Consider the following 24,048-nt stretch of genomic DNA (forward strand, 5'->3'; position numbering starts at 1 on the left):
TTCACTGGACCCCCATCTCGGCCAAGTGCGCAGCAACCTTAGCTTCGAGCTTCTCAAGCTCAGCATCGAGAGATCCAACAGTCTCTGCGTAGCGTTCACCAAGCTGTTGGATACGCGAGACGAGTACAACCGTGAATGCATTGACCTCGCCGACGATGCGGTCACGGATTACAGCTGCCCATTTGTCGTCCAATACGAGCGTCCGCACGTCGCTCTCCGTGAGGTCGCCATACTTCTTCAACGTCGCGAGGCACAGCGCTGCCTCCGCTCCCTTGGCAGCTTTCTTGGACACCGCCTCCGCGTTGTACAGCTTGATTAGGTGCGCCAGCGCCTCTACCTCGTCAGCATCCGCGCCTTCGTGTCGCGCTTCCTTCAGGCGGTCCGAGGCAAGGACTTTATTGATCTTGTCGTCTTTCACGGCCTCCGCGAGAAGTCCGCCCTCGACGGCGTGCTCCTCGATGTACTCCTCAACCGCGCGGCTACAGTCCTCCGCTGTCGTCACAAGCTCGTCAAGCTCGGCTTGCTCCTTTGCGAAATAGCGCGCCACGATCAGGGTCGGCGGAATGAGGTCCGTCTTGTACTTAACGGCGCTGCGTCCCGAGCCCACCACCAGATCAGGCGTCTCCGAGAGCTTGCGATCCTTGGTCCCCGTGATCAGCCGCGGCTTGGCGGCATGCAGCCAGCCGTCGTTCATGACCATGAAGACGTCGTCGTGCATGACGTCATGCCAGTACGTCATGAGCTGCTCGTAGATGTCGTACTCGTCCAACAGGGGCACCGGCTTAAAGCGGGTGAGCAGGTCATCGCCGATCGTGGCGATGAGGTCATTCGGCTTAATGTCGGCGTCAATCTCTTCGAGCTGCTTGCGATGGGCTCTGAACCACTTGGCGGCAAGCTCGCGGGCCTCGTCGGTGAACTTCCGGAATTCAGACGAGTCAAGGATCGCCTGCTGAACCTGGCTGACATCGATGTTCAGATCGCTGTAGCCAGGACGGTTCGGCTGGAACAGCTGGCCGCGCAACTGCGAGAAGGCATCCCAGTAGCCGCTGAGCGCGTCGAGGTCACGGTCAGGGATGCCGCCATGCAGATGCGCGTGAAGGTCCTGGATGTCCTCGGGCTCGGAGGAGTCGATGTAGCGGGGAATGTTTAGGCTGTAGTCGTTCCTCGGGTCGTAGATCTCCGACAGCGGAACCATGCGCGAGTAGCCGTCGATCGTGCTCTGCCGCGTGAAGACGTCGACGATCTTGTGGATGTCCTGGCTGCGGAGGCGGTTCTTGTTGCCGTCCTTGATGAAGCCCTTGGACGCGTCGATCATGAAGACGCCGGTGCGGCCGACGGCGTTCTCCTTGTCCAGAACGATGATGCAGGCCGGGATGCCGGTCCCGTAGAAGAGGTTCGCGGGGAGACCGATGATGCCCTTGATGAACCCCTGCATCAGCAGGCGTCGGCGGATGTCGGCTTCGGCGTTGCCGCGGAAGAGCACGCCGTGCGGGAGGATAACCGCCGCCTTGCCCGTGCTCTTGAGCGACTTGAGGATGTGCAGCAGGAAGGCGTAGTCGCCGTTTTTCTCCGGGGGGCGACCATACTCGAAGCGGCCATACTCAAGCTCCAGTCCGTTGCTCCAGGATTTGAGTGAGAACGGCGGGTTGGCTACAGCGAAGTCGAACGTCTCGAGTGCGTTGCCGTTAGTGAAGTGCGGGCTCGTGATGGTGTCACCCTTGAAGATGCCAGCATCCGCATTCCCGTGAAGGATCATGTTCATCTTGGACAACGCCCACGTGGCGTTGTCCTTCTCCTGGCCGTAGATCGTGATGCCACGTGAGGTCTCCGCAGCGACCTTGAGGAGAAGTGAGCCGGAGCCGCAGGTTGGGTCGTAGACCGTCTGGTCTTGGCGGGTGTTCTTGGTGATGCCGACCACCTTGGCCAGAATGCGGGACACCTCGGCGGGGGTATAGAACTGGCCCTTGCTCTTGCCGGACTCCGTGGCAAAGTGGCGCATCAGGTACTCGTAGGCATCGCCGAGAAGATCGTCACCCTCGGCTCGGGAGCCTCGGAAGTCCAGGTCGCTGAAGATCGTGACGAGCTTGGAGAGCCGGTCCTGGATCTCTTTGCCCTTGCCGAGCTTCTCCTCGTCGTTGAAGTCGGCGAGGTCGATGACGTTGCGCAGGTCGTTCGCCTCGGCGAGCCGACTGATGATCTTGTTGAAGCGGTCGCCGATCTCCTTGTCGCCCTTGGCTGCGACCATGTCGTCGAATGAACCGCCGGGCGGGACGTCGATGAGACTGTCGGGGTCGGCCTTGGCCTTGTCGGAGACGTACTTCACGAAGAGCAGCGTGAGGATGTAGTCCTTGTACTGGCCGGCGTCCATCCCGCCACGCAGCTCGTCGCAGCTCTTCCAGAGCGAGCTGTAGAGGTCTGTCTTCTTGAGGGCCAAGGCTCTTCTTCCCGGTAAGTCATGGCGGTCGCGCGGGCCGCCAACCCTGATGCCTGCGGCGTGACGCACGTCGCGCTGCCGCTTCCAGCCGTCGATGCGAGTTCCACGCAAACGGCAGCCGAGTCCACGCGGGAAGCGTAGTAGAGAAAGCAGCCGAGCTGTCCTGTATGGGAAGAGAGGCACCTCGCGGCCGCCCGGCGGGCGGACAGCGGAAAGCTGGTAGACGGCTGCGGCGGCCGCACCTTCGAGGAGTCTCGATGATGTCCAGAGGCACTCCAGTCTGGCGAGCGCCGCTGAAGCGGATCAGGCGATGTCTGGCGATTGCCTGACAGGCGAGGTTTGGGTCCGGTAGATCTGTGCAAGTGACTGACTCCGCGCCCCCCGATGACGGCGAGCCCACCTCCCTGCGTGAAAGTTCAAGGGCTGGGTCGAGAAGGGTAGGGGCTGGGCCGAGGAGCACCCGAGGACGATCCACTGCATCAAAGCCGCAGGCGCGGTTGCAGGCGTGATCGCCGTTGCGGTCCTCGCGCAGAGCGGCAGGACTGAGGACGAAGACGAGATCTCCAGCCGCGTCGAGGCTTCCGCGAACGCTGGGGATGAAGCGGAGAGCGAGGGCGCTGACTCGGCGGAGGAGAGCGAGAAGCGGAACTCGCCCGGCAAGCACAACGTCGCCCCGCACAAGAGGCGGCTCAAGGGCGGCCGTGAGATCGACGTATCGGGTTACGAGCGGGGCGGCTCCTCGGAAGACGAGGACGAAGACGAAGACCCCGGCAAAGCCGCAGCCTGAATATCTCTCGTTCCTGTGCGGTGCCCGCGGAGGCCCTGTGAAACGGTCGCGCCGCCGCTGACCTGCGGAGATGCGCGCGCTGACCGCGTGAGCGCGAGGCCCTCGCCGACCTCGGAACCGTGGCAGAATCCGAGCTGCTAAGACATGGCGGCCGGGGAAGACAGGCTCAGGGGGTCATACCCCACCCCTTCCCCCGTTCCGTCGCCGCCTCTACCATCCCGCTCATGATCAAGCTGACGTGGGCACTGGTCGCCGAGCATGTAGACGAGTGGACTGGGGACGACATCGTGCAGGGCGTGGGCGTCCTCGAAGCCCGGGTGGGGGCTGCGGTCGACGCGAGCGGTATGAAGCCGGAGACCGTGCAGAACTGGCGAACAGACTTCCTCACGCCCGTGGTTGAATCTCTGCGCACCGAGGGGACAGCCGCTCTCGCGCGGGGCGAATCATGGAGCAAGGCGGCCGGGCCGTTCCTCGCCTGCGCATCCTCAGCCAGCTGAGCGCTATCCGCCTCGTCAGGGCGGACTGGCTGCTTCATCAGGCACGCCCTCGCTCCTCCTCCGCCCTCACCACCATTGCGAACGACGTACACACACGCCGGAAGCCCTTGTGGCCACTGCGCCCGGTATGGCCCATGCACTCGACGTCCACAGCCGCCCCGTCCTCCGACGGCCTCGCCGTCCACAGGCAGTGGAGACACTCGGCCTCGAACGTCACGTCGGTGTCCGGGTGCTGGGTGATCCGGTGCGTCACGTACCGCAGCACGGCACGGGTCATTACTCGCCCCCGTGCGCGTCACGCAGGTGCGCCCGCAGGGTCACATTCGTGTCCGAGACCTTGGAGTAGTCCCCGACCGATCCCGCGTTGACCCGCTGGACGGCAAGGCCCAGGCATACCCGACAGCCCGGGGCCGGTTCCGGTCGTGCCGGCGGTAGGGACAAGTGCACCGGGCCTGACATGATCGTCTGCTCTCCGCTCACCTCGTACGCCTCCCCGCGTCTCATCGAGGAGAACATCGTCAGCCGCTGAGCAGGGGCGGAGCTAGGGCGTTTCCCGTTCGCGCAAGAACCCGTCCCGGATGCCCTCGACCAGGTCACGCATTTCGTCCCCGGCAAGTGACGCGGCGGTGAAGCGGTCGAACTTGTCGACGTACAGCGAGACGTCCCTCGGGTCGGTCACAACCATTTCCGCGTGCGTGGTCTCGACGGTCACCACCCGGTCGTCCCGGATGACGAAGGAGTGGCCGGGAACGTCTCGCTGCGTGGTATCGAGGGCGACTACGCGCACGTCCACGTGGGGCAGGCGGGACACGGACACGATGCGGTCCAACTGCCCTGCCATCATCGCTGCGGGGAGAAGACGCCAGCGCAGGACAGGTTCCGTGATGACGAAGCGCAGGCTCTTCCCCGAGTCGTAGAGGACTCGTTGGCGTTCGATCCGCGCCGAGACCGTACGGGCGAGCTGTTCGTCCGTGAGCCCCTTCTGTTCCAGCACAGCCCGGATGTACTCCGGTGTCTGGAGCAGGCCAGGAACAAGGGACGGCTGGAAGAGGCGCAGGAGTGTCATCGAGGACTCAAGTGCCCTGATCTGTTCCTGCTTCTTGCTGTAACCCATGCGCCGGAAGAGGCGCCATGCCGTCGCCTCGGTGGCCTGTGCGCGAGCCACAGCCAGGTATTCGGCCTTGATCTCCGGCGACACCTCCAAGGCCGTGAGGATGCGTTCTACGTCCGCCGCAGCAGGGACTACGCGCCCGTTCTCGATCTTCGAGAGCTTGGCCGTCGACATGACGGCGCTGCGGGCAACGGCCTTGGCCTCCTTGCCGGATGCCTGCCGCAGGGCCCGCAGCGCTGCGCCGAGTTCGGTCCGGTTCACTCCCCGTACTTTGCCCACCACTCGGTGAACGGAACGGACAGCGCCAGAGCCGTGCTCCGGTAGGCGGCGTACGGAGACTCTTCGGGGATGAGGAACTCTCTCGGGGCGGCGAAGAACGTCGGGCCGGTGAAGGCGCCGTTGTCGTCGTAGTTGAGGACGACCGGCTCTCGACCGTCGAAGAGCCAGAAGTCCGGTACACCGACCAAGGGGTTCTCTCGGTCGGTGACGTCGAGGATGTGGAACTCCTCGCCTGCCGTCATGTTCGTCAAGTAGCCCCAGCTCAGTTCGTAGCGGAGGTACGGCGTGAGTGGGCGGGACAAGACATGGACGCGCGTCATGCGCTTCCCGCTCTTCGTCGCCTTGCCCACGGTGTCCAGCCAGTCCGCGTTGTAGTCCTCGGGCTTGGGCTCCCCGGCGAGGAAGGCGTGGAAGGCGGCCGGGTTTCCGGAGTTGCTGTAGTCGTCGAGCGTCTCCAGCCGGAACGCTTCCTCCTGGAAGGTGGAGAAGCGGGCAGCCAGGTCGTTAGATGCGCTGATCACGGATCGCCTTCCGGATGAGGTCCATGGGGATTTCCACCAGGGCTTCGCCCTCCGGCACGTCGAGCCCGTGGTCGGCCAGCACATCACCCTGCACGACCAGGGTTCCCCTGTCCGTCGCGTACAGGGTGGGACAGTCCCCGTTCTCACAGGTCGTGGCCAGCTTCGTCAGCCTCATACGGTGCCCCCTCGTTCCCGTGCTCCGGTGTCCCGTTCATCGTTCCCAGCCGCCAGCGTTTCCCACAAGGGGTTCGAGTTTCCGGAACGGGAAACCGCTCCCCCGCCCCTCCCCTCGCGTCACCATGCGAGCGGACTCCTCTTCTCACGCTGGAAGCCCAGGTCAGCAGCGGCTCAAACCCCTCCGCTGGGTCAGCACCAAGTCAGCACGCTCCCAGGAAAAGCCCTGAATCAGTCGGAGAAAACAGGAAGAGGCCAGACCCGAAGATCTGGTCCCTGACCTAGGGTTTCCTACCCTGACCAGCCACTTTCGGCGATCAAGGAATCAGGCACTACACGTTGAAGCGGAACTCCACCACGTCGCCGTCCTGCATGACGTAGTCCTTGCCTTCCATGCGGGCCTTGCCCTTGGCTCGGGCCTCGGCGACCGAGCCGGTCTCGACGAGGTCGGCGAAGGAGATGACCTCGGCCTTGATGAAGCCCTTCTGGAAGTCGGTGTGGATGACACCGGCGGCCTCGGGGGCGGTGGCGCCCTTCTTGATGGTCCAGGCGCGGGATTCCTTCGGGCCGGCCGTCAGATAGGTCTGGAGGCCGAGGGTGTCGAAGCCGACGCGGGCCAGCGTCGCCATACCGGGCTCCTCGACGCCGACCGACTCCAGGAGCTCCATCGCTTCCTCCTCGTCGAGCTCGGCGAGGTCCGCCTCCAGCTTGGCGTTGAGGAAGATCGCCTCGGCGGGGGCGACCAGGGCGCTCTGCTCGGCCTTGAAGGCGTCGTCGACCAGCTCGTCCTCGTCGACGTTGAAGACGTAGAGGAACGGCTTGGTGGTGAGCAGGTGCAGGTCGTGCAGCAGCTCCTCGTTGCCGGAGCCCTGGACGATGCCCGCGGAGAAGAGGGTCTCGCCCCGCTCCAGGATCGCCTGGGCCGCCTCGATAGCCGCGACCTTCGGGCCGACGTCCTTCTTGATGCGCGACTCCCGCTGGAGACGCGGCAGGACCTTCTCGATCGTCTGGAGGTCCGCGAGGATCAGCTCGGTGTTGATGGTCTCGATGTCGTCCTTCGGCGAGACCTTGCCGTCGACATGTACGACGTTCTCGTCCTGGAAGGCGCGGATGACCTGGCAGATCGCGTCGGACTCGCGGATGTTCGCGAGGAACTTGTTGCCCAGGCCCTCGCCCTCGGAGGCGCCCTTCACGATGCCGGCGATGTCGACGAAGTCGACGGTGGCGGGAAGGATCTTCTGCGAGCCGAAGATCCCCGCCAGCGTCGCCAGTCGCGCGTCGGGGACGCCGACCACGCCGACGTTCGGCTCGATCGTGGCGAACGGGTAGTTGGCCGCGAGCACGTCGTTCTTGGTCAGGGCGTTGAACATGGTCGACTTGCCGACGTTGGGCAGACCGACGATTCCGATCGTGAGCGACACGTTGCGACTTCCCGTACATGAGGATGGGCGAGAGGCCCCCGGAAGAGCGCGGGCCGATCCACCAGTCTACGGCGTGCGGGATCCCGCACCGGCGGCGTATCGAACGCTTGGCCAAGGTCGGCTTTCCGGCGTGTCTGAAGGCCTATTCGACACATAAACCGACCTAAGTTGGTCCAGTGGAGCAACACAGGACGCGTCCCTCGCAGTACGGACCGCAGTACAGACCGCGACGCGGCACGCCCTTTCCCTCGCAGGCCGGACGGAGTGCGGCGGGCGCGGTTCGGCGGGGTGCGGCGGTGGCCCGGCGGCCCGCTCCGCCGGTCGTCCAGGCGGTACGGCGGATGCCGAACCCCCGGCTCACCGGGCTGGGCTGCGGGCTGTTCTGCGGTGCGCTGATGTTCGCGCTCGGCTGCCTCGATCAGTTGCTGTTCGGGGCGTCGCTGGTGGTGTACGGGGTGTTGTTCCTGCCGGTCTGTGCGCTGACCGCGGTGTGGGTGCGGCGCGGTGACCTCGTCACCGCGCCGGTCGTCGTACCGATCGCCTTCGCCTTCGGGCTGCTGCCCGTCGCCGACGACAGTGGGGGTGGCGTCGGAGGGCGGCTGATGGGGCTGGTCACCGCGCTCGCCGTGCAGGCGGGGTGGCTGTACGGGGGGACCCTGGTCGCGGGGCTCATCGTGACCGTACGGAAGGTTCGGCTCATGAGCCGCAGGGCCGCCCAGCGCAGGGCGGCGCAGGCCCAGGCTCCTGTGCGGCGTCGTCCCGCCTGAGGTCCGCCGCGGTTTTCGCCGCTTCGCAGCGGTTTCCCACCACACCGACCCGTCTCACCCTGCCGGAAAGTACGGCCCCAAAAGCCCCCGACCGCCTACGACGCCTTCGCCGCCCGCATCGCCGCCCCCACGATGCCCGCGTTGTTCTGCAACTGCGCCGGGACGATCTCGGCCTTGATGCCCTCGATCAGGGGCAGGAACCTGTCGGCCTTGCGGCTGACGCCTCCGCCGATGATGAAGAGCTCGGGGGAGAAGAGCATCTCCACGTGGGCGAGGTACTTCGTGACCCGGCGCGCCCAGTGCTCCCAGGTGAGCTCGTGGTCTTCCTTGGCCTTGGTGGACGCGCGCTTCTCCGCGTCGTGGCCGCCCAGCTCCAGGTGGCCCAGCTCCGTGTTCGGCACCAGCTCGCCGTCGATGAAGAGCGCGCTGCCGATGCCCGTGCCGAAGGTGAGCAGGATGACCGTGCCCTGACGGTCGCTGCCCGCGCCGAACTGCATCTCGGCGACGCCCGCCGCGTCCGCGTCGTTCAGCACTGTCACCGGAAGGCCGCCGAGCCGCCCGCTGAGCAGGGCGCGCGCGTCGGTGTCGATCCAGTTCTTGTCGACATTGGCGGCCGTTCGGATGGTGGCCTCGCCGGTCACCACGCCGGGGAACGTGATGCCGACCGGACCCGTCCAGCCGAAGTGGTCGACGACCTCTTTCACGCCGTCGGCCACCGAGTCGGGCGTCGCGGGATGCGGAGTGAGCACCTTGAAGCGCTCCTCCGTCAATTCGCCGCGGTCCAGGTCCACAGGAGCGCCCTTGATCCCGGAACCACCGATGTCCACACCAAAGATCTGCATGGATCCCACGTTACGTGCTGCGACTGACAGTCACTTCTCGGACGGAGCACAGCCCCGGAACCTTCACGTCCGGAGGCCGTGCGACCGCCCGATCGGTCACTTCTCGCCCCGGTCGGTCACCTCTCGCCGGTGCGCTCCGCCACCAGTGCCGCCGCCTCCGCGCGCAGGTCGCGACGCAGCTCCTTCGGCAGCGAGAAGGTGATGGACTCGTCCGCCGTCTTCACCGTCTCCACGTCGCCGTAGCCACGGGCGGACAGCCACTCAAGCACCTCGTCCACCAGCACGTCCGGCACCGAGGCACCGGAGGTCAGGCCGACCGTGCTGACGCCGTCCAGCCAGGCCTCGTCGATCTCGGAGGCGAAGTCCACCAGGTGCGCGGCCGGGGCGCCCGCGTCCAGGGCGACCTCGACCATCCGGATCGAGTTCGAGGAGTTCTTGGAGCCCACCACGATCACCAGCTGAGCGTCCTCGGCGAGCTTCTTCACCGCGATCTGGCGGTTCTGCGTGGCGTAGCAGATGTCGTCGCTGGGCGGGGAGATGAGCTGCGGGAACTTCTCCTTGAGCGCGTCGACCGTTTCCATGGTCTCGTCGACGGACAGCGTGGTCTGGGAGAGCCAGACGACCTTTGACGGGTCGCGGACCTCGACCTTGGCGACGTCCGCGGGGCCGTCGACCAGCGTGATGTGCTCGGGCGCCTCACCGGACGTACCGATGACCTCCTCGTGGCCCTCGTGCCCGATCAGGAGGATGTCGAAGTCGTCCTTCGCGAAGCGGACGGCTTCCTTGTGGACTTTGGTGACCAGCGGACAGGTCGCGTCGATGGTGGCGAGCTTCCCGGCCGCGGCCTCGTCGTGGACCACGGGGGCGACACCGTGCGCCGAGAACATGACGATGGCCCCCTCGGGGACCTCCGCCGTCCGCTCGACGAAAATCGCGCCCTTCTTTTCCAGGGTCCGGACGACGTACTTGTTGTGAACGATCTCGTGGCGGACATAGATAGGGGCCCCGTACTGCTCAAGGGCCTTCTCGACGGCGATCACGGCGCGGTCCACACCCGCGCAGTAGCCCCGGGGGGCGGCAAGCAGGACACGGCGGCCAGGCGAAGCAGTCATGTACCCCATCGTAAGGCCGCGCCCGACAGGTCAAAGATCGCGTCCTTGGGGAGACTGTTGGGGAGCTGGGAGGGATGGGGCCGGCCGCGACTCTCGGGAGGCACGGATGTCCGACACACAGACCTCGGCGGAAGCGGCCGGTGGTGCGGGTGAGCAGCGCGGGCTGCGGCGCAGTCTCGGTTTCCGGGACCTGGTCGTCTACGGGCTGCTGTTCATCGCCCCCATGGCACCCGTCGGCATCTTCGGAACCCTCGACGCCAAGTCGCACGGGGCGGTGGCCCTGGTCTACGTCGTCGCCACCGTCGCGATGGCGTTCACCGCGTTCAGCTATGCCCAGATGGTCCGCGTGGTCCCCCAGGCGGGTTCGGTGTTCGCCTACGCGCGCGTGGGACTCGGAAAAGGGGCCGGGTTCATCGCCGGCTGGATGGCGATGCTGGACTATCTGCTCATCCCGGCCGTGGCGTACCTCTTCTCCGGCATCGCGATGAATTCGCTGGTCCCGGAGGTGTCCCGGTGGGTGTGGACCGCGCTCGCCGTGGTCATCACGACGCTCCTGAACCTGTGGGGCGTACGGGCCGCGGCCCGGGTCGGTCTCCTGGTGCTCGCGTTGGAGATCGTGGTCCTTCTTGTCTTCGTCGTGTCGGCGATCGTCATGCTCGCGCGCGACGGGGCCCATCGGGGCTGGCTGTCGCCGCTGTCCGGTGACGGCACGCAGGGGGCGTTCGCGCTGTCGGCTGTCATCGGTGCGGTGTCGATCGCCGTCCTGTCCTATCTGGGCTTCGACGCGATCGCCTCCTTCGCGGAGGAGGTCACGGGCGGTTCGGAGAAGGTGGCCAGGGCGGTGCTGTTCTGCCTGGCGCTCGCGGGTGTGCTGTTCGTGGCGCAGACCTATCTGGTCGCGCTCCTTGAGCCGACGACGTCCGCGCAGCTCGCCGCCGACCCCGGGAAGCAGGGATCCGCCTTCTACGACGCCGTGGACGCCTCCGTCGGGACGTGGCTGCACGACCTGGTGGCCGTGAGCAAGGCGATCGGAGCGGCGTTCGCGGCGCTCGCCGGGCAGGCTGCGGCGGGCCGCCTCGTGTTCGCGATGGCCCGCGACCGGCGGCTGCCGCGGGTCCTGTCGAGGACCGACTCCGGCGTGCCGAGGCCGGCGCTCCTGTGCGCGGCCGTCATCACGCTGGTCGCCGCGGTCTGGGCGGCGCGGCGCGACGACGGGCTCGACCGCCTGGTGTCGGTGGTCAACATCGGCGCGCTGACCGCCTTCACGCTGCTGCATGCGAGCGTGGTGGGCTGGTTCGCCGTACGCCGGCGGGGTGGGCCTGTGGTGTGGTGGCGGCACGTCCTGGTCCCGGTCGTCGGCGCCGCGATCACCATCGCCGTGATCGTCGAGGCCTCGGGGACGGCCCAGGTGGTGGGCGCGATCTGGCTGGCGGTGGGGCTGGCTGTGTTGGTGGGGCAGAGAGGTCGGGCTTCCGAGGGGGCTGGTTAGGCGGCCGCCGTGGGGGCCGGCCGTATGGGTTTTCGCCCCCTCCGCCCCTACCCGTCCCTTGTTCCTGGGGGCTGCCGCCCCCAGACCCCCGCTGTCGGCCTGAACGGCCTCGTCCTCAAACGCCGGACGGGCTGAAACGGCGGCCCCCGTGGGTGGGTGGGGGATCGGGAGGGCACTGGCTCGTCCTCAAACGCCGGACAGGCTGAAACGGCGGCCCCGTGGGTGGGTGGGGGATCGGGACGGCGCCGCCTCGCGGTCGAACGCCGGACGGGCTGAAAACGCGGCCCCTCCTCGAACGCCGGACCGGCTGGATCGTGTCGCTGTGTTGTCCGAGCCTGCGGCTACTCTCGCGGCATGGCTCTCAACACGTCCGCAGAGGCTCCGCTGCCCGTCGGTGAGGTGTCGCGGCTCATCGGGGGATGGATCGACCGGCTCGGCGCGGTGTGGGTCGAGGGTCAGATCACCCAGTTGTCGCGGCGCCCGGGCGCGGGCGTCGTCTTCCTGACGCTGCGCGACCCGTCGTACGACATCTCCGTGAGCGTGACCTGCTATCGGCAGGTGTTCGACTCGGTGGCCGATGTGGTGACCGAGGGCGCCCGTGTCGTCGTACTCGCGAAGCCCGAGTGGTATGCGCCGCGGGGGCAGTTGTCACTGCGGGCCACCGAGATCAAGCCGGTGGGGGTGGGCGAACTGCTCGCGCGCCTGGAGCAGTTGAAGAAGGCGCTCGCCGCCGAGGGGCTGTTCGCGCCGGAGCGCAAGAAGGCCCTGCCCTTCCTGCCGCAGCTCATCGGGCTGGTCTGCGGGCGGGCGTCCGCGGCCGAGCGGGACGTGCTGGAGAACGCGCGGCACCGCTGGCCGGCCGTCCGCTTCGAGGTCCGCAACGTCGCCGTACAGGGCGTGCACGCCGTCCCGCAGGTCGTGCAGGCCGTGAAGGACCTGGACGCGCTCGACGACGTCGACGTGATCGTCGTGGCGCGTGGCGGCGGCAGCGTGGAGGACCTGCTGCCGTTCTCCGACGAGCAGCTCGTACGGGCGGTCGCGGCCTGCCGTACGCCCGTCGTGTCGGCCATCGGGCACGAACCCGACACCCCGCTCCTGGACTATGTGGCCGACCTGCGCGCGTCCACACCGACCGACGCGGCGAAGAAGGTCGTGCCGGACGTCGGCGAGGAGTACGAGCGGGTGCGGCTCCTGCGGGACCGGGCGCGGCGCAGCGTCCATGCCTTCATCGACCGCGAGGAGCGCGGCCTCGCACACGCGCTGGCCCGGCCCTCGATAGAGGATCCGCACCGGATGATCGACGAGCGGGCGGACCACGTCGCCTCGCTCCTGGACCGCGGCCGGCGCACGCTGGGCCACCTCCTGGACCGCGCCGATTCCGAACTGGCGCACACCCGCGCGCGCGTGGTGGCCCTCTCCCCCGCCGCGACGCTCCAGCGGGGTTACGCCGTGCTGCAGAAGTCCGACGGCCATGTGGTCCGGGACCCCGCCGAGGTGACGGCGGACGAGCCACTGCGGGCGCGGGTCGCCGAGGGTGAGTTCTCCGTCCGAGTCGATGCATAGGGTGGGCGCATGACCAGCAAGGTGGACGAGACGCTCGGGTACGAGCAGGCGCGGGACGAGCTGATCGAGGTCGTACGCCGACTGGAGGCGGGCGGTACGACCTTGGAGGAGTCCCTCGCGCTCTGGGAGCGGGGCGAGGAATTGGCGAAGGTGTGCCGGCGTTGGCTGGAGGGCGCGCGGGCACGGCTGGACGCGGCGCTGGCCGAGGGAGAGGGAACCGAGGACGGCGGCGGGGAAGACGCGGACGACTCCCAGCCCGAGTAGCCCCGCCCCCAGGCGAACGGCACGGGCACCTGCACCTGCACCTGCACCTGCACCTGTGAAGCGGATCACCTCACTCCGGCTTTAATTGAACTTTAAACATAATGGCGTACTCTCGACGTTGCCAGCTGATCCCCCCGGATCCGTCGCACGTACTGAGAAGGTTCAATCATGTCTCTCGTCCTTGACCCCACCGCACAGGACCTGCTGTTCCGCGAGGCCCGCACCGCGAACACCTTCACCGACGAGCCGGTGACCGATGAGCAGGTGCAGGCGATCTACGACCTGGTCAAGTACGGTCCGACCTCCATGAACCAGTCACCGCTGCGGATCACCCTGGTCCGCTCCGCCGAAGCCCGTGAGCGCCTCGTCGCACTCATGGGTGGGGGCAACCAGCCGAAGACTGCCGCGGCCCCGCTGGTCGCGATCCTCTCCGCCGACAACGAGTTCCACGAGGAGCTGCCGCAGCTCTTCCCGCACTTCCCCGGCGCCAAGGACATCTTCGGCGGCTCGCGCGAGACCCGCGAGCGGTCGGCCGCCCTGAACGCCTCCCTCCAGGCCGCGTACTTCATCATCGGCGTCCGCGCCGCCGGGCTGGCCGCAGGACCGATGAGCGGCTTCGACGCCGCCGGCGTCCAGAAGGAGTTCCTGGACGACGACCACACCCCGCTGATGGTCGTCAACATCGGCCGGCCGGGCGAGGACGCCTGGTTCCCGCGTTCCCCGCGCCTTGAGAGCGAGCAGGTCATCACGACCGTGTGATGCGGTGGTGGATATGAGAAGGGCCCCGGCGATACCGCCGGGGCCCTTCTCATATCTCCACGTCTCATATCTCCACGCGGGACGGTTACGTCGTCTTCAGGGCCTGCGCCATCTTCGTCAGCTGTCCGAACGATGCCGTCCCGGTCACCACCGTCGTGGAGTCCTTGGCCTTGAGTACGAGAGCGTCGTACTTGTCGCCCTCGTACCGCTGCCACGTCTGGTCGCCTATGCGCTGGGTGGCCTCGGTCTCCTCGGCGCCCTGGCTGGCCGTGGCGATGAACGCGGCCGCTTTCTCGGTGGACTGCTCGACCGCCACGTACTGGCCGTCGGGGTCGTGGAAGCCCAGGTGCCAGGCGTCGAACTCCGAGCCGTCGTACCGCACCGAGGTCGCCTTCCACTCCGTGGGCAGCCCCTCGGGCGCCGCCACGGGATAGGTCGCCGCGCGGCGAGCCGTGAGCAGCTCGACGCGGTAGTCGACGCGCTTGAGCTCGGGTTCGGAGTCGTCGTGCGGGATGAAGATGTAGATGACGCCCGCCGCGAGCCCGATGAGGGCCAGGGAAAGAATCATGTCCCGGACCGACTGCTTGCCTTTCATACCTGCCACGCCTCTATCGTCGCAGGTGCCCTGGCCTGCTCATCCGTGGGGTCCCCTGCTCATTTTGTCAGCCTAACGATAGAGTGACCACACCCTCATCCGGCCGTCGTCGTATCAGAAAGGTGCGTCTCGATGACCGAGCATCAACTGCCGTCCGAACTCGAGGTCCCCTCAGAGGCCCCCGACCGAAACCTCGCCCTGGAACTCGTCCGGGTCACCGAAGCAGCCGCCATGGCCGCGGGCCGCTGGGTCGGCCGCGGCGACAAGATCGGCGCCGACGGTGCCGCCGTGCGGGCCATGCGAACCCTCGTCTCCACCGTCTCGATGAACGGCGTCGTCGTCATCGGCGAGGGTGAGAAGGACGAGGCCCCGATGCTCTTCAACGGGGAGCACGTCGGCGACGGGACCGGCGCCGAGGTCGACATCGCCGTCGACCCGATCGACGGAACCACACTCACCGCGAAGGGCATGACGAACGCGATCGCCGTGCTCGCCGCCGCCGACCGCGGCACCATGTTCGACCCGTCCGCGGTCTTCTACATGGACAAGCTGGTCACCGGCCCGGAGGCCGCCGACTTCGTCGACATCAACGCGCCCGTGTCGGTGAACATCCGCCGGGTCGCCAAGGCGAAGCGGTCCTCACCCGAGGACGTCACCGTCGTCATCCTCGACCGGCCGCGGCACGACGGGATCATCAAGGAGATCCGCGAGACGGGCGCCCGAATCAAGCTGATCACCGACGGCGATGTCGCGGGCTCGATCCTGGCCCTGCGCGAGGGCACCGGCATCGACCTGCTCCTCGGCATCGGCGGCACCCCCGAGGGCATCATCTCTGCCTGCGCCGTGAAGTGCCTGGGCGGCACCATCCAGGGCAAGTTGTGGCCCAAGGACGACGAGGAGAAGCAGCGCGCGCTGGACGCGGGCCACGACCTCGACCGCGTCCTCTACACGGACGACCTGGTCTCCGGCGAGAACGTCTTCTTCGTCGCCACCGGCATCACGGACGGTGAACTGCTGCGGGGGGTCCGGTATCGCGCCGAGACCGCGACGACCGAGTCGATCGTCATGCGGTCCAAGTCCGGGACGGTCCGGCAGATCACGTCGGAGCACCGGCTGAGCAAGCTGCGGGCGTACAGCGCGATCGACTTCGACCGGGCCAAGTAGCTCCGCCGGTTTCACCGGGTCACTGCGGTCGCTCGTACCTGCGGGTCCGCTGTGGCTGGTCGCGCAGTTGCCCGCGCCCCTAAAGATCAAGGGGCGCCCCTTGTGCGGAGGGGCGCCCCTTTCCCGTGTTCTCCGGTCTAGCCGGCCGCCGCTATCGATCCGGTCGGGTGGGCGGCCTTCTTCAGTTCGAGGTCGCGGCGGCGGCGACGGGCGAGGACCACGCGGCGCTCGGCGGCGGTGAGGCCGCCCCACACTCCGTACGGCTCGGGTTGCAGGAGCGCGTGTTCCCGGCACTCGACCATCACCGGGCAGCGGGCACAGACCCGCTTCGCCGCCTCCTCACGGGAGAGGCGGGCCGCGGTGGGCTCCTTGGAGGGCGCGAAGAACAGGCCTGCCTCGTCCCGTCGGCACACGGCCTCCGTGTGCCATGGGGCTTCCTGATCCCTGTCCCGCACTGGCGCCCGCTGCGCCTGAACGGCGGCTACCTGCAGGGACTGATGCGGCGGTTGCAGCACGGTCTACTCCTGACGACGGCTTCGCGAGCGTGCCGGGCGCCGCGGGAAGTCCACAGCGCCCTCCAGGGGACGATGCAGCAAGGCCTACCCGCTGTGCGCGCGCCTATGCACTGTGTTCCGAAGCCCTGGAATTCTCCACGGCGGCCACACGAGTACCGAGTTGACGCGGCTGGACCAATTCGCCGCGGGAGCCGCCGAATTCACAGGCGTCAACGATCCAGGTGCTTGCGCAAACTCTTGTCCAGCCGGTCCGACACCCGGTCCGTGACGCGGTCGAGGATGTCCGCGATCAGCTTGCCCCGCTTGGGCTTCGCCTCGACGTTTCCCAGTACGGCGAGACCGTCCACGTAGATCACGGGCGCGTCGGGATCGCCCGAATCCAGCGTGTCCACCTCGAAGTTGCCGAGCACGCCTGCGCCGCCGCCCCGCAACGACACGTTCTCCGGGACTCGGATCTCCACGTTGCCGAAGACCGAGATCGCCTTGATCACGACCTGCTGGTACTCGAATATCGCCTCGGTGAGGTCTATCTCGATGCTGCCGAAGACCGAGTACGCGTGGATACGACGGCCCGCGCGCCAGCGGCCCTTGCGGACGGCGGCGCTGAAGACCGCCACCACATTGTCATCGGGCTCCAGCGGGATCGCGCCCGCCGTGGGGCGGTTCGGCGCGATCGTGTACGCGGGGGTCGCGCGTGGCCCGTGGGCCGCGGGCAGGTCCCGTACGAACTGGTCCAGCTCGCCCACCGTCTTGGTGGCCAGCACCCCTTCCACGCGCTCGGAGTGCTCCTCCGGGGTGAGGCGCCCCTCGGCGAGGGCGTCGCGCAGGATGTCGGCGATCCGGTCGCGATCGGCGTCCGAGGCACGGAACTCGGCCGGCTTCGCGGACGCCTGAACAGACGCCGGAGCAGACGCCTGAACAGATACCGGGGCAGACGCCGGAGCAGACGTGGGGACAGTCGGGTCGGGGCGCTTCTGAAGGTCCACGACAACAGCGTACCCAAACGCGATAGATCGCGACTAGGGGGCGTGGATGACGAACTGAGCCTTACCTCACAAGCCCGGTGTCCGAGCCAGGTTCTACGCTGGTGGATGCTGCCACTGGAGGCACGCCGCTGTCCGTCAAGTGAGGAATGGGCTAGATGCCTGAGTTCGCGTACACCGATCTGCTCCCCCAGGGAGAGGACACCACTCCGTACCGGCTGGTGACCTCGGAGGGTGTCTCCACCTTCGAGGCCGACGGGCGGACGTTCCTCAAGGTCGAGCCGGAGGCGCTGCGCCAGCTCGCCGCGGAGGCCATCCACGACATCCAGCACTATCTGCGGCCCGCTCATCTCGCGCAGCTGCGGCGCATCATCGACGACCCGGAGGCGTCGGGCAACGACAAGTTCGTCGCGCTCGACCTCCTGAAGAACGCGAACATCGCCGCCGCGGGTGTCCTGCCCATGTGCCAGGACACCGGCACGGCGATCGTCATGGGCAAGCGCGGGCAGAACGTGCTCACCCAGGGCTCCGACGAGGCGGCCCTCTCGCGCGGCATCTACGACGCCTACCTGAACCTGAACCTGCGGTACTCGCAGATGGCTCCGCTCACCATGTGGGAGGAGAAGAACACGGGCTCGAACCTCCCCGCGCAGATCGAGCTGTACGCGACGGACGGCGGCGCGTACAAGTTCCTGTTCATGGCCAAGGGCGGCGGTTCGGCCAACAAGTCGTTCCTCTACCAGGAGACGAAGGCGGTCCTCAACGAGGGCTCCATGATGAAGTTCCTGGAGGAGAAGATCCGTTCGCTCGGTACGGCCGCGTGCCCGCCGTACCACCTGGCGATCGTGGTCGGCGGTACGAGCGCCGAGTACGCCCTGAAGACCGCGAAGTACGCGTCCGCGCACTACCTGGACGAGATTCCGGCCGAGGGTTCCGAGCTCGGGCACGGCTTCCGGGACAAGGACCTTGAGCAGAAGGTCTTCGAGCTGACCCAGCGGATCGGGATCGGGGCGCAGTTCGGGGGCAAGTACTTCTGCCACGACGTGCGGGTGGTGCGGCTTCCGCGGCATGGTGCGTCCTGCCCGGTCGCCATCGCGGTGTCCTGCTCGGCCGACCGGCAGGCGCTCGCGAAGATCACCGCCGAGGGTGTCTTCCTGGAGCAGCTGGAGACCGACCCGGCGCGCTTCCTTCCGGAGACGACGGACGACCACCTGGAGACGGACGGCGACGTCGTCCGCATCGACCTCAACCAGCCCATGGACGACATCCTCGCCGAGCTGACGAAGTACCCGGTGAAGACCCGGCTCTCGCTCTCCGGGCCGCTCGTCGTGGCACGCGACATCGCGCACGCCAAGATCAAGGAGCGGCTCGACGCGGGTGAGGAGATGCCGCAGTACCTGAAGGACCACCCGGTGTACTACGCCGGGCCGGCCAAGACTCCCGAGGGGTACGCGTCCGGTTCCTTCGGGCCGACCACCGCCGGGCGGATGGACTCCTACGTCGAGCAGTTCCAGGCGGCGGGTGGGTCCAAGGTGATGCTGGCGAAGGGGAACCGGTCGGCGCAGGTCACAAGCGCGTGTGACACGCACGGGGGCTTCTATCTCGGGTCGATCGGTGGGCCCGCGGCGCGGCTTGCCCAGGACTGCATCAAGAAGGTCGAGGTCGTCGAATACGAGGAGCTCGGCATGGAGGCCGTCTGGAAGATCGAGGTCGAGGACTTCCCGGCGTTCGTCGTCGTCGACGACAAGGGCAACGACTTCTTCAGCCCGCAGCAACTCTCTCAGCCGACGTTCACTTCGATTCCGGTACGGGGGCCTGGGCTGGGGTAGCCCGCGGCGGAGCGGCTGATAGATGCGGTCGCCCCCTCCGCCCCTTCCTGTCCCGTGTCTGGGGGCTGCGCCCCCAGACACCCCCGCTGTCGGCCTGAACGGCCTCGTCCTCAAACGCCGGACAGGCTGAAACGGGGCGGAGCCCCGGAGGTACGGGACGGGAAGGGGCGGAGGGGGCGAAAGACCCCCCAGGGAACACCACCGCCCGCGAACACGCTTACCCCTGTATGACCGACTACCGCATCGAGCACGACTCCATGGGCGAAGTCCATGTCCCCGCAGACGCCAAGTGGCGGGCCCAGACGCAGCGGGCCGTGGAGAACTTCCCGATCTCCGGCCAGCATCTCGAACGCGCTCACATCGAAGCCCTCGCCCGGATCAAGGCGGCCGCGGCGAAGGTGAACGGCGAGCTGGGTGTCGTCGGGAAGGACATCGCCGAGGCCATCCAGGAGGCGGCCGCCGAAGTCGCCCGGGGTGACTGGGACGCGCACTTCCCCGTGGACGTGTTCCAGACGGGGTCAGGAACCTCGTCCAACATGAACGCCAACGAGGTCATCGCCACGCTCGCGACCGAGCGGCTCGGCAGGGACGTACACCCCAATGATCATGTCAACGCGTCCCAGTCGTCGAACGACGTGTTCCCCTCCTCCATCCACATCGCCGCCACCGCCGCCGTGACCCGGGACCTCATCCCGGCCCTCGATCACCTCGCCGCCGCGCTCACGCGCAAGTCCGAGGAGTTCGCCGACGTCGTGAAGTCGGGGCGTACGCACCTGATGGACGCCACGCCGGTGACGCTGGGGCAGGAGTTCGGGGGGTACGCGGCCCAGGTGCGGTACGGGGTCGAGCGGCTCAATGCCTCGCTGCCGCGGCTGGCCGAGCTGCCGCTGGGCGGGACGGCCGTGGGAACCGGGATCAACACGCCGCCCGGGTTCTCCGCCGCCGTCATCGCGGAGGTGGCCAGGGACACCGGGCTGCCGCTGACCGAGGCGCGCGACCACTTCGAGGCGCAGGGCGCGCGTGACGGGATCGTGGAGACCAGCGGGCAGCTCAGGACGATCGCGGTCGGGCTGACGAAGATCGCGAACGACCTGCGGTGGATGGCTTCCGGGCCGCGTACGGGGCTCGCCGAGATCAGTCTGCCGGATCTGCAGCCGGGGTCCTCGATCATGCCGGGCAAGGTGAATCCGGTCATTCCCGAGGCCGTGCTGATGGTCGCCGCGCAGGTCATCGGCAATGACGTGACCGTCGCCACCGCCGGAGCCGCCGGGAACTTCGAGCTCAACGTCATGCTGCCCGTCATCGGCAAGAACGTGCTGGAGTCCGTCCGGCTGCTCGCCAACGTCTCGCGGCTGCTGGCCGACCGGACTGTCGACGGAATCGTCGCGCACCGCGAACGGGCCCGGGAGTACGCCGAGTCGTCGCCGTCCGTCGTCACGCCGCTGAACAAGTACATCGGGTACGAGGAGGCCGCCAAGGTCGCCAAGAAGGCGCTGGCGGAGCGGAAGACGATCCGCCAGGTCATCGTGGAGTCGGGGTACGTGGAGCGTGGCGACCTGACGGTCGAGCAGTTGGACGAGGCGTTGGATGTCCTGCGGATGACGCGGCCGTAACGGGTTCTGCCCTTCGAAAAACGGCTGATGACACCTCCGTAACGTCCTGCGGCCGGTGGGGAGAACCATGACGCACTCCACAGCGTCGTATGCCCCGGGCACCTAATATCTGGTCATGACAGACGGTGGAGCGGTGAGAGAAGTGGAAGCGGGCGGCTCGACGGCGCACTGGGCCCCCGGGAGTCAGATCCTGTGGCGGTACCGGGAGAACGCCGGCGCGCGCTTCCACATCTGCCGCCCCGTGACCGTCGTACAGGACGACGAGGATCTGCTCGCGGTATGGATGGCGCCCGGCACGGAGTGTGTGAGGCCGGTGCTCGCCGACGGCACACCCGTGCATGGAGAGCCGCTCGAGTCCCGCTACACGAAGCCGCGCACGGTGCGGCTCGACCGCTGGTTCGGCACGGGGGTGCTCAAGCTGGCGCGCCCCGGTGAGCCCTGGTCGGTGTGGCTCTTCTGGGAGCCTGGATGGCGTTTCAAGAACTGGTACGTGAACCTTGAGGTGCCGCTGGCCCGTTGGGAGGGCGGCGTCGACTCGGAGGACCACTTCCTGGACATCGCCGTGCACCCGGACCGGAGTTGGCGCTGGCTGGACGAGGACGAGTTCGCGCAGGCTCAGCGGGTCGGTCTGATGGACGCCCAACTGGCCGAAAAGGTAAGGCAAGCGGGGTGGGCCGCGGTGGACGTGATCCGCGCATGGGGTTCGCCGTTCCGCGACGGCTGGCAGCACTGGCGCCCCGATCCGGCGTGGCCGGTTCCCGCTCTGCCCGATGACTGGGACCGTACGCCCGCGCATGTGTCCTCATGAGACCCTTGATGCGCCCCCGTGGTACAACCGTAGGATCGTCTTCCGCAAGGGCGCACGGCAGGAACAACTCCCGCAGTATGGGGCGGGCTTGACCATACGTCACCGAGGGGCGGCAGGACGTGAGCGAGGCGTACGAGGGCCACGGCCGTACGGCGGGCAGGCGGCCGGACCGGACCGCGGCGACCGGCGGAGCCACAACGGCGCTCCGGCCGGTAACGGACCGACCCGGTCCTGACGACGCGCAGATTCCGTTCCTGGGGCACACATTCCGGGTATCGGGGCTGCGGGACGAACTGTGCGTACGGCGCACAGCCCCGGACGGATGGATTCGACACGCGTGACGGAGCACCCCACCTCGCACGAGCGCCGCAAGTCCGGCGCCGGCCGGCCAGCCGCCCCCGCGGACCCACGCGGGGCGCTCCTGCATACCCCGGAGCAGCCGTCACCGACCCCAGGAAGCACTGGGCTGCCGGTACAGGCCCGCGCGGGCGACGCCCCGTCCGGACCCGGTACGGCGGTGCCCTGCCCCCCGAACGGGCCGTCCGGCGGTCAGGCCTCGGCCGGCACCGACGCACCTCCGCCCGCGTCTTCCGGCCCCGAGCACGCCCAGTCCTCGGCCGCCGTGCCCGATCCGCACCGCCCGCGCCCCGCTTCCGAAAGCATCCCGGTCCAGCAGGGCTCCGATCAGGAGCGGCCGTCGGGGAGCTCGGGCAGCAAGGAGCGGCGTACCGGGCAGGGGCTGCCGCCGGGTGGCCCGATGCCGATGCGGCGGGACGGGGACCGGCTGCGCTTCGTGGGCGCCGCGACCCGCAGGATCGCCCGGGGCATCGACCTCGACGAGATCGTGATGGGCCTGTGCCGGGCGACCGTGCCGACCTTCTCGGACGAGATCCTGGTCTTTCTGCGCGACCCGCTGCCGGTCGGCGACGAGCGGCCCACCGGGCCCCTCGTGCTGCGGCTGCGGCGCACCGACCGGATCCCCTCGGAGCGGGACACCGAGAACGTCCTGCCGCCCGCGTTCCAGCCGGAGCCCGTCGAGCTGCCGCCGGTCTCCGCCGAGCTGTGCGAGGTGCGCCCCGGCGGCGCCCTCGCCGAGGTGCTGCGCGGTGTGCGGCCCGTGTTCGCGGACGCGCCCGCGGCCCGTGCCGCGCTGCCCGAGCTGCTCGGCGACGAGCTGTCCGTGCCGTGCGGGCAGCGCGCGATCCTGGCTCCGCTGCGCGGCCGCCGCCGGGTGATCGGCGCCGCACTGTTCCTGCGCCGTCCGGAGCGGCTCGCCTTCGAGACCGATGACCTGCTGGTCGCCGCCCAGCTCGCCACGCACACCGCGCTCGGGATCGACAAGGCGGTGCTGTACGGGCGTGAGGCGTACATCGCCGACGAGCTGCAGCGCACGATGCTGCCCGAGACCCTGCCCAAGCCCACCGGTGTGCGGCTGGCGTCCCGCTATCTTCCGGCCGCCGAGACCGCGCGCGTCGGCGGCGACTGGTACGACGCGATCCCGCTGCCGGGCAGCCGTGTCGCCCTCGTCGTCGGTGACGTCATGGGCCACTCGATGACCTCGGCCGCCATCATGGGCCAGCTGCGGACGACCGCGCAGACCCTCGCCGGGCTCGATCTGCCGCCGCAGGAGGTGCTGCACCACCTCGACGAGCAGGCACAGCGGCTGGGGACCGACCGGATGGCGACCTGCCTGTACGCCGTCTACGACCCGGTCTCGCACCGGATCACGATCGCCAACGCGGGCCATCCGCCGCCGGTCCTGCTGCACCTGGGCGGCCGGGCCGAGGTGCTGCGGGTGCCGCCGGGCGCCCCCATCGGCGTAGGCGGGGTGGACTTCGAGGCGGTGGAGCTGGACGCGCCCGCCGGGGCGACGCTGCTGCTGTACACCGACGGCCTGGTCGAGTCCCGGCTCCGGGACGTGTGGACCGGGATAGAGCAGCTGCGCGAGCGGCTGGCCGCGACCGCGGCTCTGACCGGGCCCGACCATCCGCCGCCGCTGGAAGCGCTCTGCGACGACGTGCTGGACATGCTCGGCCCGGGCGACCGGGACGACGACATCGCGCTGCTCGCCGCCCGCTTCGACGGGATCGCGCCGAGCGATGTCGCGTACTGGTACCTGGAGCCGGAGGACGCGGCCCCGGGACGGGCCCGCAAGCTCGCCCGGCGGGCGCTGGCCCGCTGGGGCATGGAGGAGATGAGCGACTCCGTGGAGCTGCTCGTCAGCGAGGTGGTGACCAACGCCGTGCGCTATGCGTCACGGCCGGTGACACTGCGGCTGCTGCGTACGGACGTACTGCGCTGCGAGGTCGGCGACGACGTGCCGCAGCTGCCGCGGCTGCGGCAGGCGCGTGCCACCGACGAGGGCGGCCGCGGGCTGATCCTGGTCAACAAACTGGCCAGACGGTGGGGAGCCACGCGGCTGAGCACGGGAAAGGTCGTCTGGTTCGAGTTGAACCGGAGCTGAGGGGGGTACCCGCGCGGGATCCCCACAGCGGCCATTCAGATTTGAACCGAGATTAGA

At 68.3% G+C, this 24,048-nt stretch carries 23 protein-coding genes; 12 read left to right on the top strand and 11 right to left on the bottom strand.

The features are described from left to right. Position 1: 1 nt before the first annotated feature. On the bottom strand, positions 2-2,434 hold the full coding sequence (locus tag AB0N66_RS18590) for a class I SAM-dependent DNA methyltransferase (RefSeq protein ID WP_365435643.1): 2,433 nt from the start codon (positions 2,432-2,434) through the stop codon (positions 2-4). A gap of 505 nt (positions 2,435-2,939) precedes the next feature. Between AB0N66_RS18590 and AB0N66_RS18595 the strand changes: the two genes are divergently transcribed. Next, positions 2,940-3,221, top strand: coding sequence for a hypothetical protein (locus AB0N66_RS18595; RefSeq protein WP_365435646.1), 282 nt, complete (start codon positions 2,940-2,942; stop codon positions 3,219-3,221). 224 nt (positions 3,222-3,445) lie between these two features. After that, positions 3,446-3,718, top strand: coding sequence for a hypothetical protein (locus tag AB0N66_RS18600; protein ID WP_365435649.1), 273 nt, complete (start codon positions 3,446-3,448; stop codon positions 3,716-3,718). 37 nt (positions 3,719-3,755) lie between these two features. On the opposite strand, the gene AB0N66_RS18605 is transcribed toward AB0N66_RS18600, so the two are convergent. The 5 genes from AB0N66_RS18605 to ychF all read right to left on the bottom strand — a co-directional run bounded on the left by AB0N66_RS18605 (position 3,756) and on the right by ychF (position 7,224). Next, the gene (locus AB0N66_RS18605) at positions 3,756-3,995 is read right to left on the bottom strand and encodes a hypothetical protein (protein ID WP_365435652.1); all 240 of its coding nucleotides are present in this window, start codon (positions 3,993-3,995) and stop codon (positions 3,756-3,758) included. A 264-nt stretch (positions 3,996-4,259) separates the two neighbouring features. Further along, positions 4,260-5,090 carry a helix-turn-helix transcriptional regulator gene (locus AB0N66_RS18610; RefSeq protein WP_365435655.1) on the bottom strand — a complete coding sequence of 277 codons (831 nt, stop codon included), beginning with the start codon at positions 5,088-5,090 and terminating at the stop codon, positions 4,260-4,262. Continuing rightward, a complete protein-coding gene (locus AB0N66_RS18615; protein WP_365435658.1) occupies positions 5,087-5,629 on the bottom strand; it encodes a DUF6879 family protein in 543 nt (180 codons plus the stop codon). Before AB0N66_RS18615 ends, AB0N66_RS18610 begins: the two co-directional genes overlap by 4 nt. Continuing rightward, positions 5,613-5,804 (bottom strand): hypothetical protein, encoded by a 192-nt coding sequence (locus AB0N66_RS18620; RefSeq protein WP_365435661.1) that lies wholly within the window; start codon positions 5,802-5,804, stop codon positions 5,613-5,615. The genes AB0N66_RS18615 and AB0N66_RS18620 overlap by 17 nt, the downstream gene beginning before the upstream one ends. A gap of 331 nt (positions 5,805-6,135) precedes the next feature. Beyond that, entirely contained in the window at positions 6,136-7,224 is a 1,089-nt protein-coding gene (ychF, locus tag AB0N66_RS18625; protein WP_365435664.1) for a redox-regulated ATPase YchF, read from the bottom strand. 176 nt (positions 7,225-7,400) lie between these two features. On the opposite strand from ychF, the gene AB0N66_RS18630 reads away from it, so the two are divergent. Further along, positions 7,401-7,991 (top strand): DUF6542 domain-containing protein, encoded by a 591-nt coding sequence (locus AB0N66_RS18630; RefSeq protein WP_365435667.1) that lies wholly within the window; start codon positions 7,401-7,403, stop codon positions 7,989-7,991. Positions 7,992-8,086: 95 nt separating this feature from the next. Here the strand turns inward: AB0N66_RS18630 and ppgK are convergent, their stop codons facing one another. Both ppgK and AB0N66_RS18640 read right to left on the bottom strand, forming a co-directional pair. After that, positions 8,087-8,833, bottom strand: coding sequence for a polyphosphate--glucose phosphotransferase (gene ppgK / locus AB0N66_RS18635; RefSeq protein WP_365435670.1), 747 nt, complete (start codon positions 8,831-8,833; stop codon positions 8,087-8,089). Positions 8,834-8,949: 116 nt separating this feature from the next. Continuing rightward, the gene (locus AB0N66_RS18640; protein ID WP_365435673.1) at positions 8,950-9,954 is read right to left on the bottom strand and encodes a 4-hydroxy-3-methylbut-2-enyl diphosphate reductase; all 1,005 of its coding nucleotides are present in this window, start codon (positions 9,952-9,954) and stop codon (positions 8,950-8,952) included. Positions 9,955-10,051: 97 nt separating this feature from the next. Here AB0N66_RS18640 and AB0N66_RS18645 point away from each other — a divergent pair, with 97 nt between their 5' ends. The 4 genes from AB0N66_RS18645 to AB0N66_RS18660 all read left to right on the top strand — a co-directional run bounded on the left by AB0N66_RS18645 (position 10,052) and on the right by AB0N66_RS18660 (position 14,020). After that, complete coding sequence (locus tag AB0N66_RS18645) at positions 10,052-11,434, top strand: APC family permease (protein WP_365435676.1); 1,383 nt, start codon at positions 10,052-10,054, stop codon at positions 11,432-11,434. A gap of 354 nt (positions 11,435-11,788) precedes the next feature. After that, positions 11,789-12,997 carry an exodeoxyribonuclease VII large subunit gene (gene xseA, locus AB0N66_RS18650; RefSeq protein WP_365435679.1) on the top strand — a complete coding sequence of 403 codons (1,209 nt, stop codon included), beginning with the start codon at positions 11,789-11,791 and terminating at the stop codon, positions 12,995-12,997. Between the two features lie 9 nt (positions 12,998-13,006). Further along, the gene (locus AB0N66_RS18655; protein WP_365435682.1) at positions 13,007-13,261 is read left to right on the top strand and encodes an exodeoxyribonuclease VII small subunit; all 255 of its coding nucleotides are present in this window, start codon (positions 13,007-13,009) and stop codon (positions 13,259-13,261) included. A 168-nt stretch (positions 13,262-13,429) separates the two neighbouring features. Continuing rightward, the gene (locus AB0N66_RS18660; RefSeq protein ID WP_365435685.1) at positions 13,430-14,020 is read left to right on the top strand and encodes a malonic semialdehyde reductase; all 591 of its coding nucleotides are present in this window, start codon (positions 13,430-13,432) and stop codon (positions 14,018-14,020) included. Between the two features lie 85 nt (positions 14,021-14,105). On the opposite strand, the gene AB0N66_RS18665 is transcribed toward AB0N66_RS18660, so the two are convergent. After that, on the bottom strand, positions 14,106-14,624 hold the full coding sequence (locus AB0N66_RS18665) for a DUF4245 domain-containing protein (protein ID WP_365435688.1): 519 nt from the start codon (positions 14,622-14,624) through the stop codon (positions 14,106-14,108). A 123-nt stretch (positions 14,625-14,747) separates the two neighbouring features. Between AB0N66_RS18665 and glpX the strand changes: the two genes are divergently transcribed. Then, the gene (gene glpX, locus AB0N66_RS18670) at positions 14,748-15,779 is read left to right on the top strand and encodes a class II fructose-bisphosphatase (RefSeq protein WP_365435691.1); all 1,032 of its coding nucleotides are present in this window, start codon (positions 14,748-14,750) and stop codon (positions 15,777-15,779) included. Between the two features lie 137 nt (positions 15,780-15,916). Here the strand turns inward: glpX and AB0N66_RS18675 are convergent, their stop codons facing one another. After that, the gene (locus AB0N66_RS18675; protein WP_365435694.1) at positions 15,917-16,294 is read right to left on the bottom strand and encodes a WhiB family transcriptional regulator; all 378 of its coding nucleotides are present in this window, start codon (positions 16,292-16,294) and stop codon (positions 15,917-15,919) included. A gap of 209 nt (positions 16,295-16,503) precedes the next feature. Beyond that, complete coding sequence (locus AB0N66_RS18680; protein ID WP_365435697.1) at positions 16,504-17,280, bottom strand: DUF1707 domain-containing protein; 777 nt, start codon at positions 17,278-17,280, stop codon at positions 16,504-16,506. A gap of 155 nt (positions 17,281-17,435) precedes the next feature. Between AB0N66_RS18680 and AB0N66_RS18685 the strand changes: the two genes are divergently transcribed. The 4 genes from AB0N66_RS18685 (at position 17,436) to AB0N66_RS18700 (ending at position 23,991) form a co-directional block, all read left to right on the top strand. After that, positions 17,436-19,106: a fumarate hydratase gene (locus AB0N66_RS18685; protein WP_365435700.1), complete on the top strand. Its 1,671-nt coding sequence runs from the start codon at positions 17,436-17,438 to the stop codon at positions 19,104-19,106. 227 nt (positions 19,107-19,333) lie between these two features. Continuing rightward, positions 19,334-20,719, top strand: a complete 1,386-nt coding sequence (locus tag AB0N66_RS18690; RefSeq protein WP_365435703.1) for a class II fumarate hydratase — start codon at positions 19,334-19,336, stop codon at positions 20,717-20,719. Between the two features lie 115 nt (positions 20,720-20,834). Further along, positions 20,835-21,527 carry a DUF402 domain-containing protein gene (locus AB0N66_RS18695; protein ID WP_365435706.1) on the top strand — a complete coding sequence of 231 codons (693 nt, stop codon included), beginning with the start codon at positions 20,835-20,837 and terminating at the stop codon, positions 21,525-21,527. Between the two features lie 322 nt (positions 21,528-21,849). After that, positions 21,850-23,991, top strand: a complete 2,142-nt coding sequence (locus AB0N66_RS18700) for a SpoIIE family protein phosphatase (protein WP_365435709.1) — start codon at positions 21,850-21,852, stop codon at positions 23,989-23,991. Positions 23,992-24,048 lie beyond the last annotated feature (57 nt).

Origin of the sequence: Streptomyces sp. NPDC093544 (assembly GCF_040683495.1) — a bacterium.
In the GTDB taxonomy this organism is placed as follows: Bacteria; Actinomycetota; Actinomycetes; order Streptomycetales; family Streptomycetaceae; genus Streptomyces.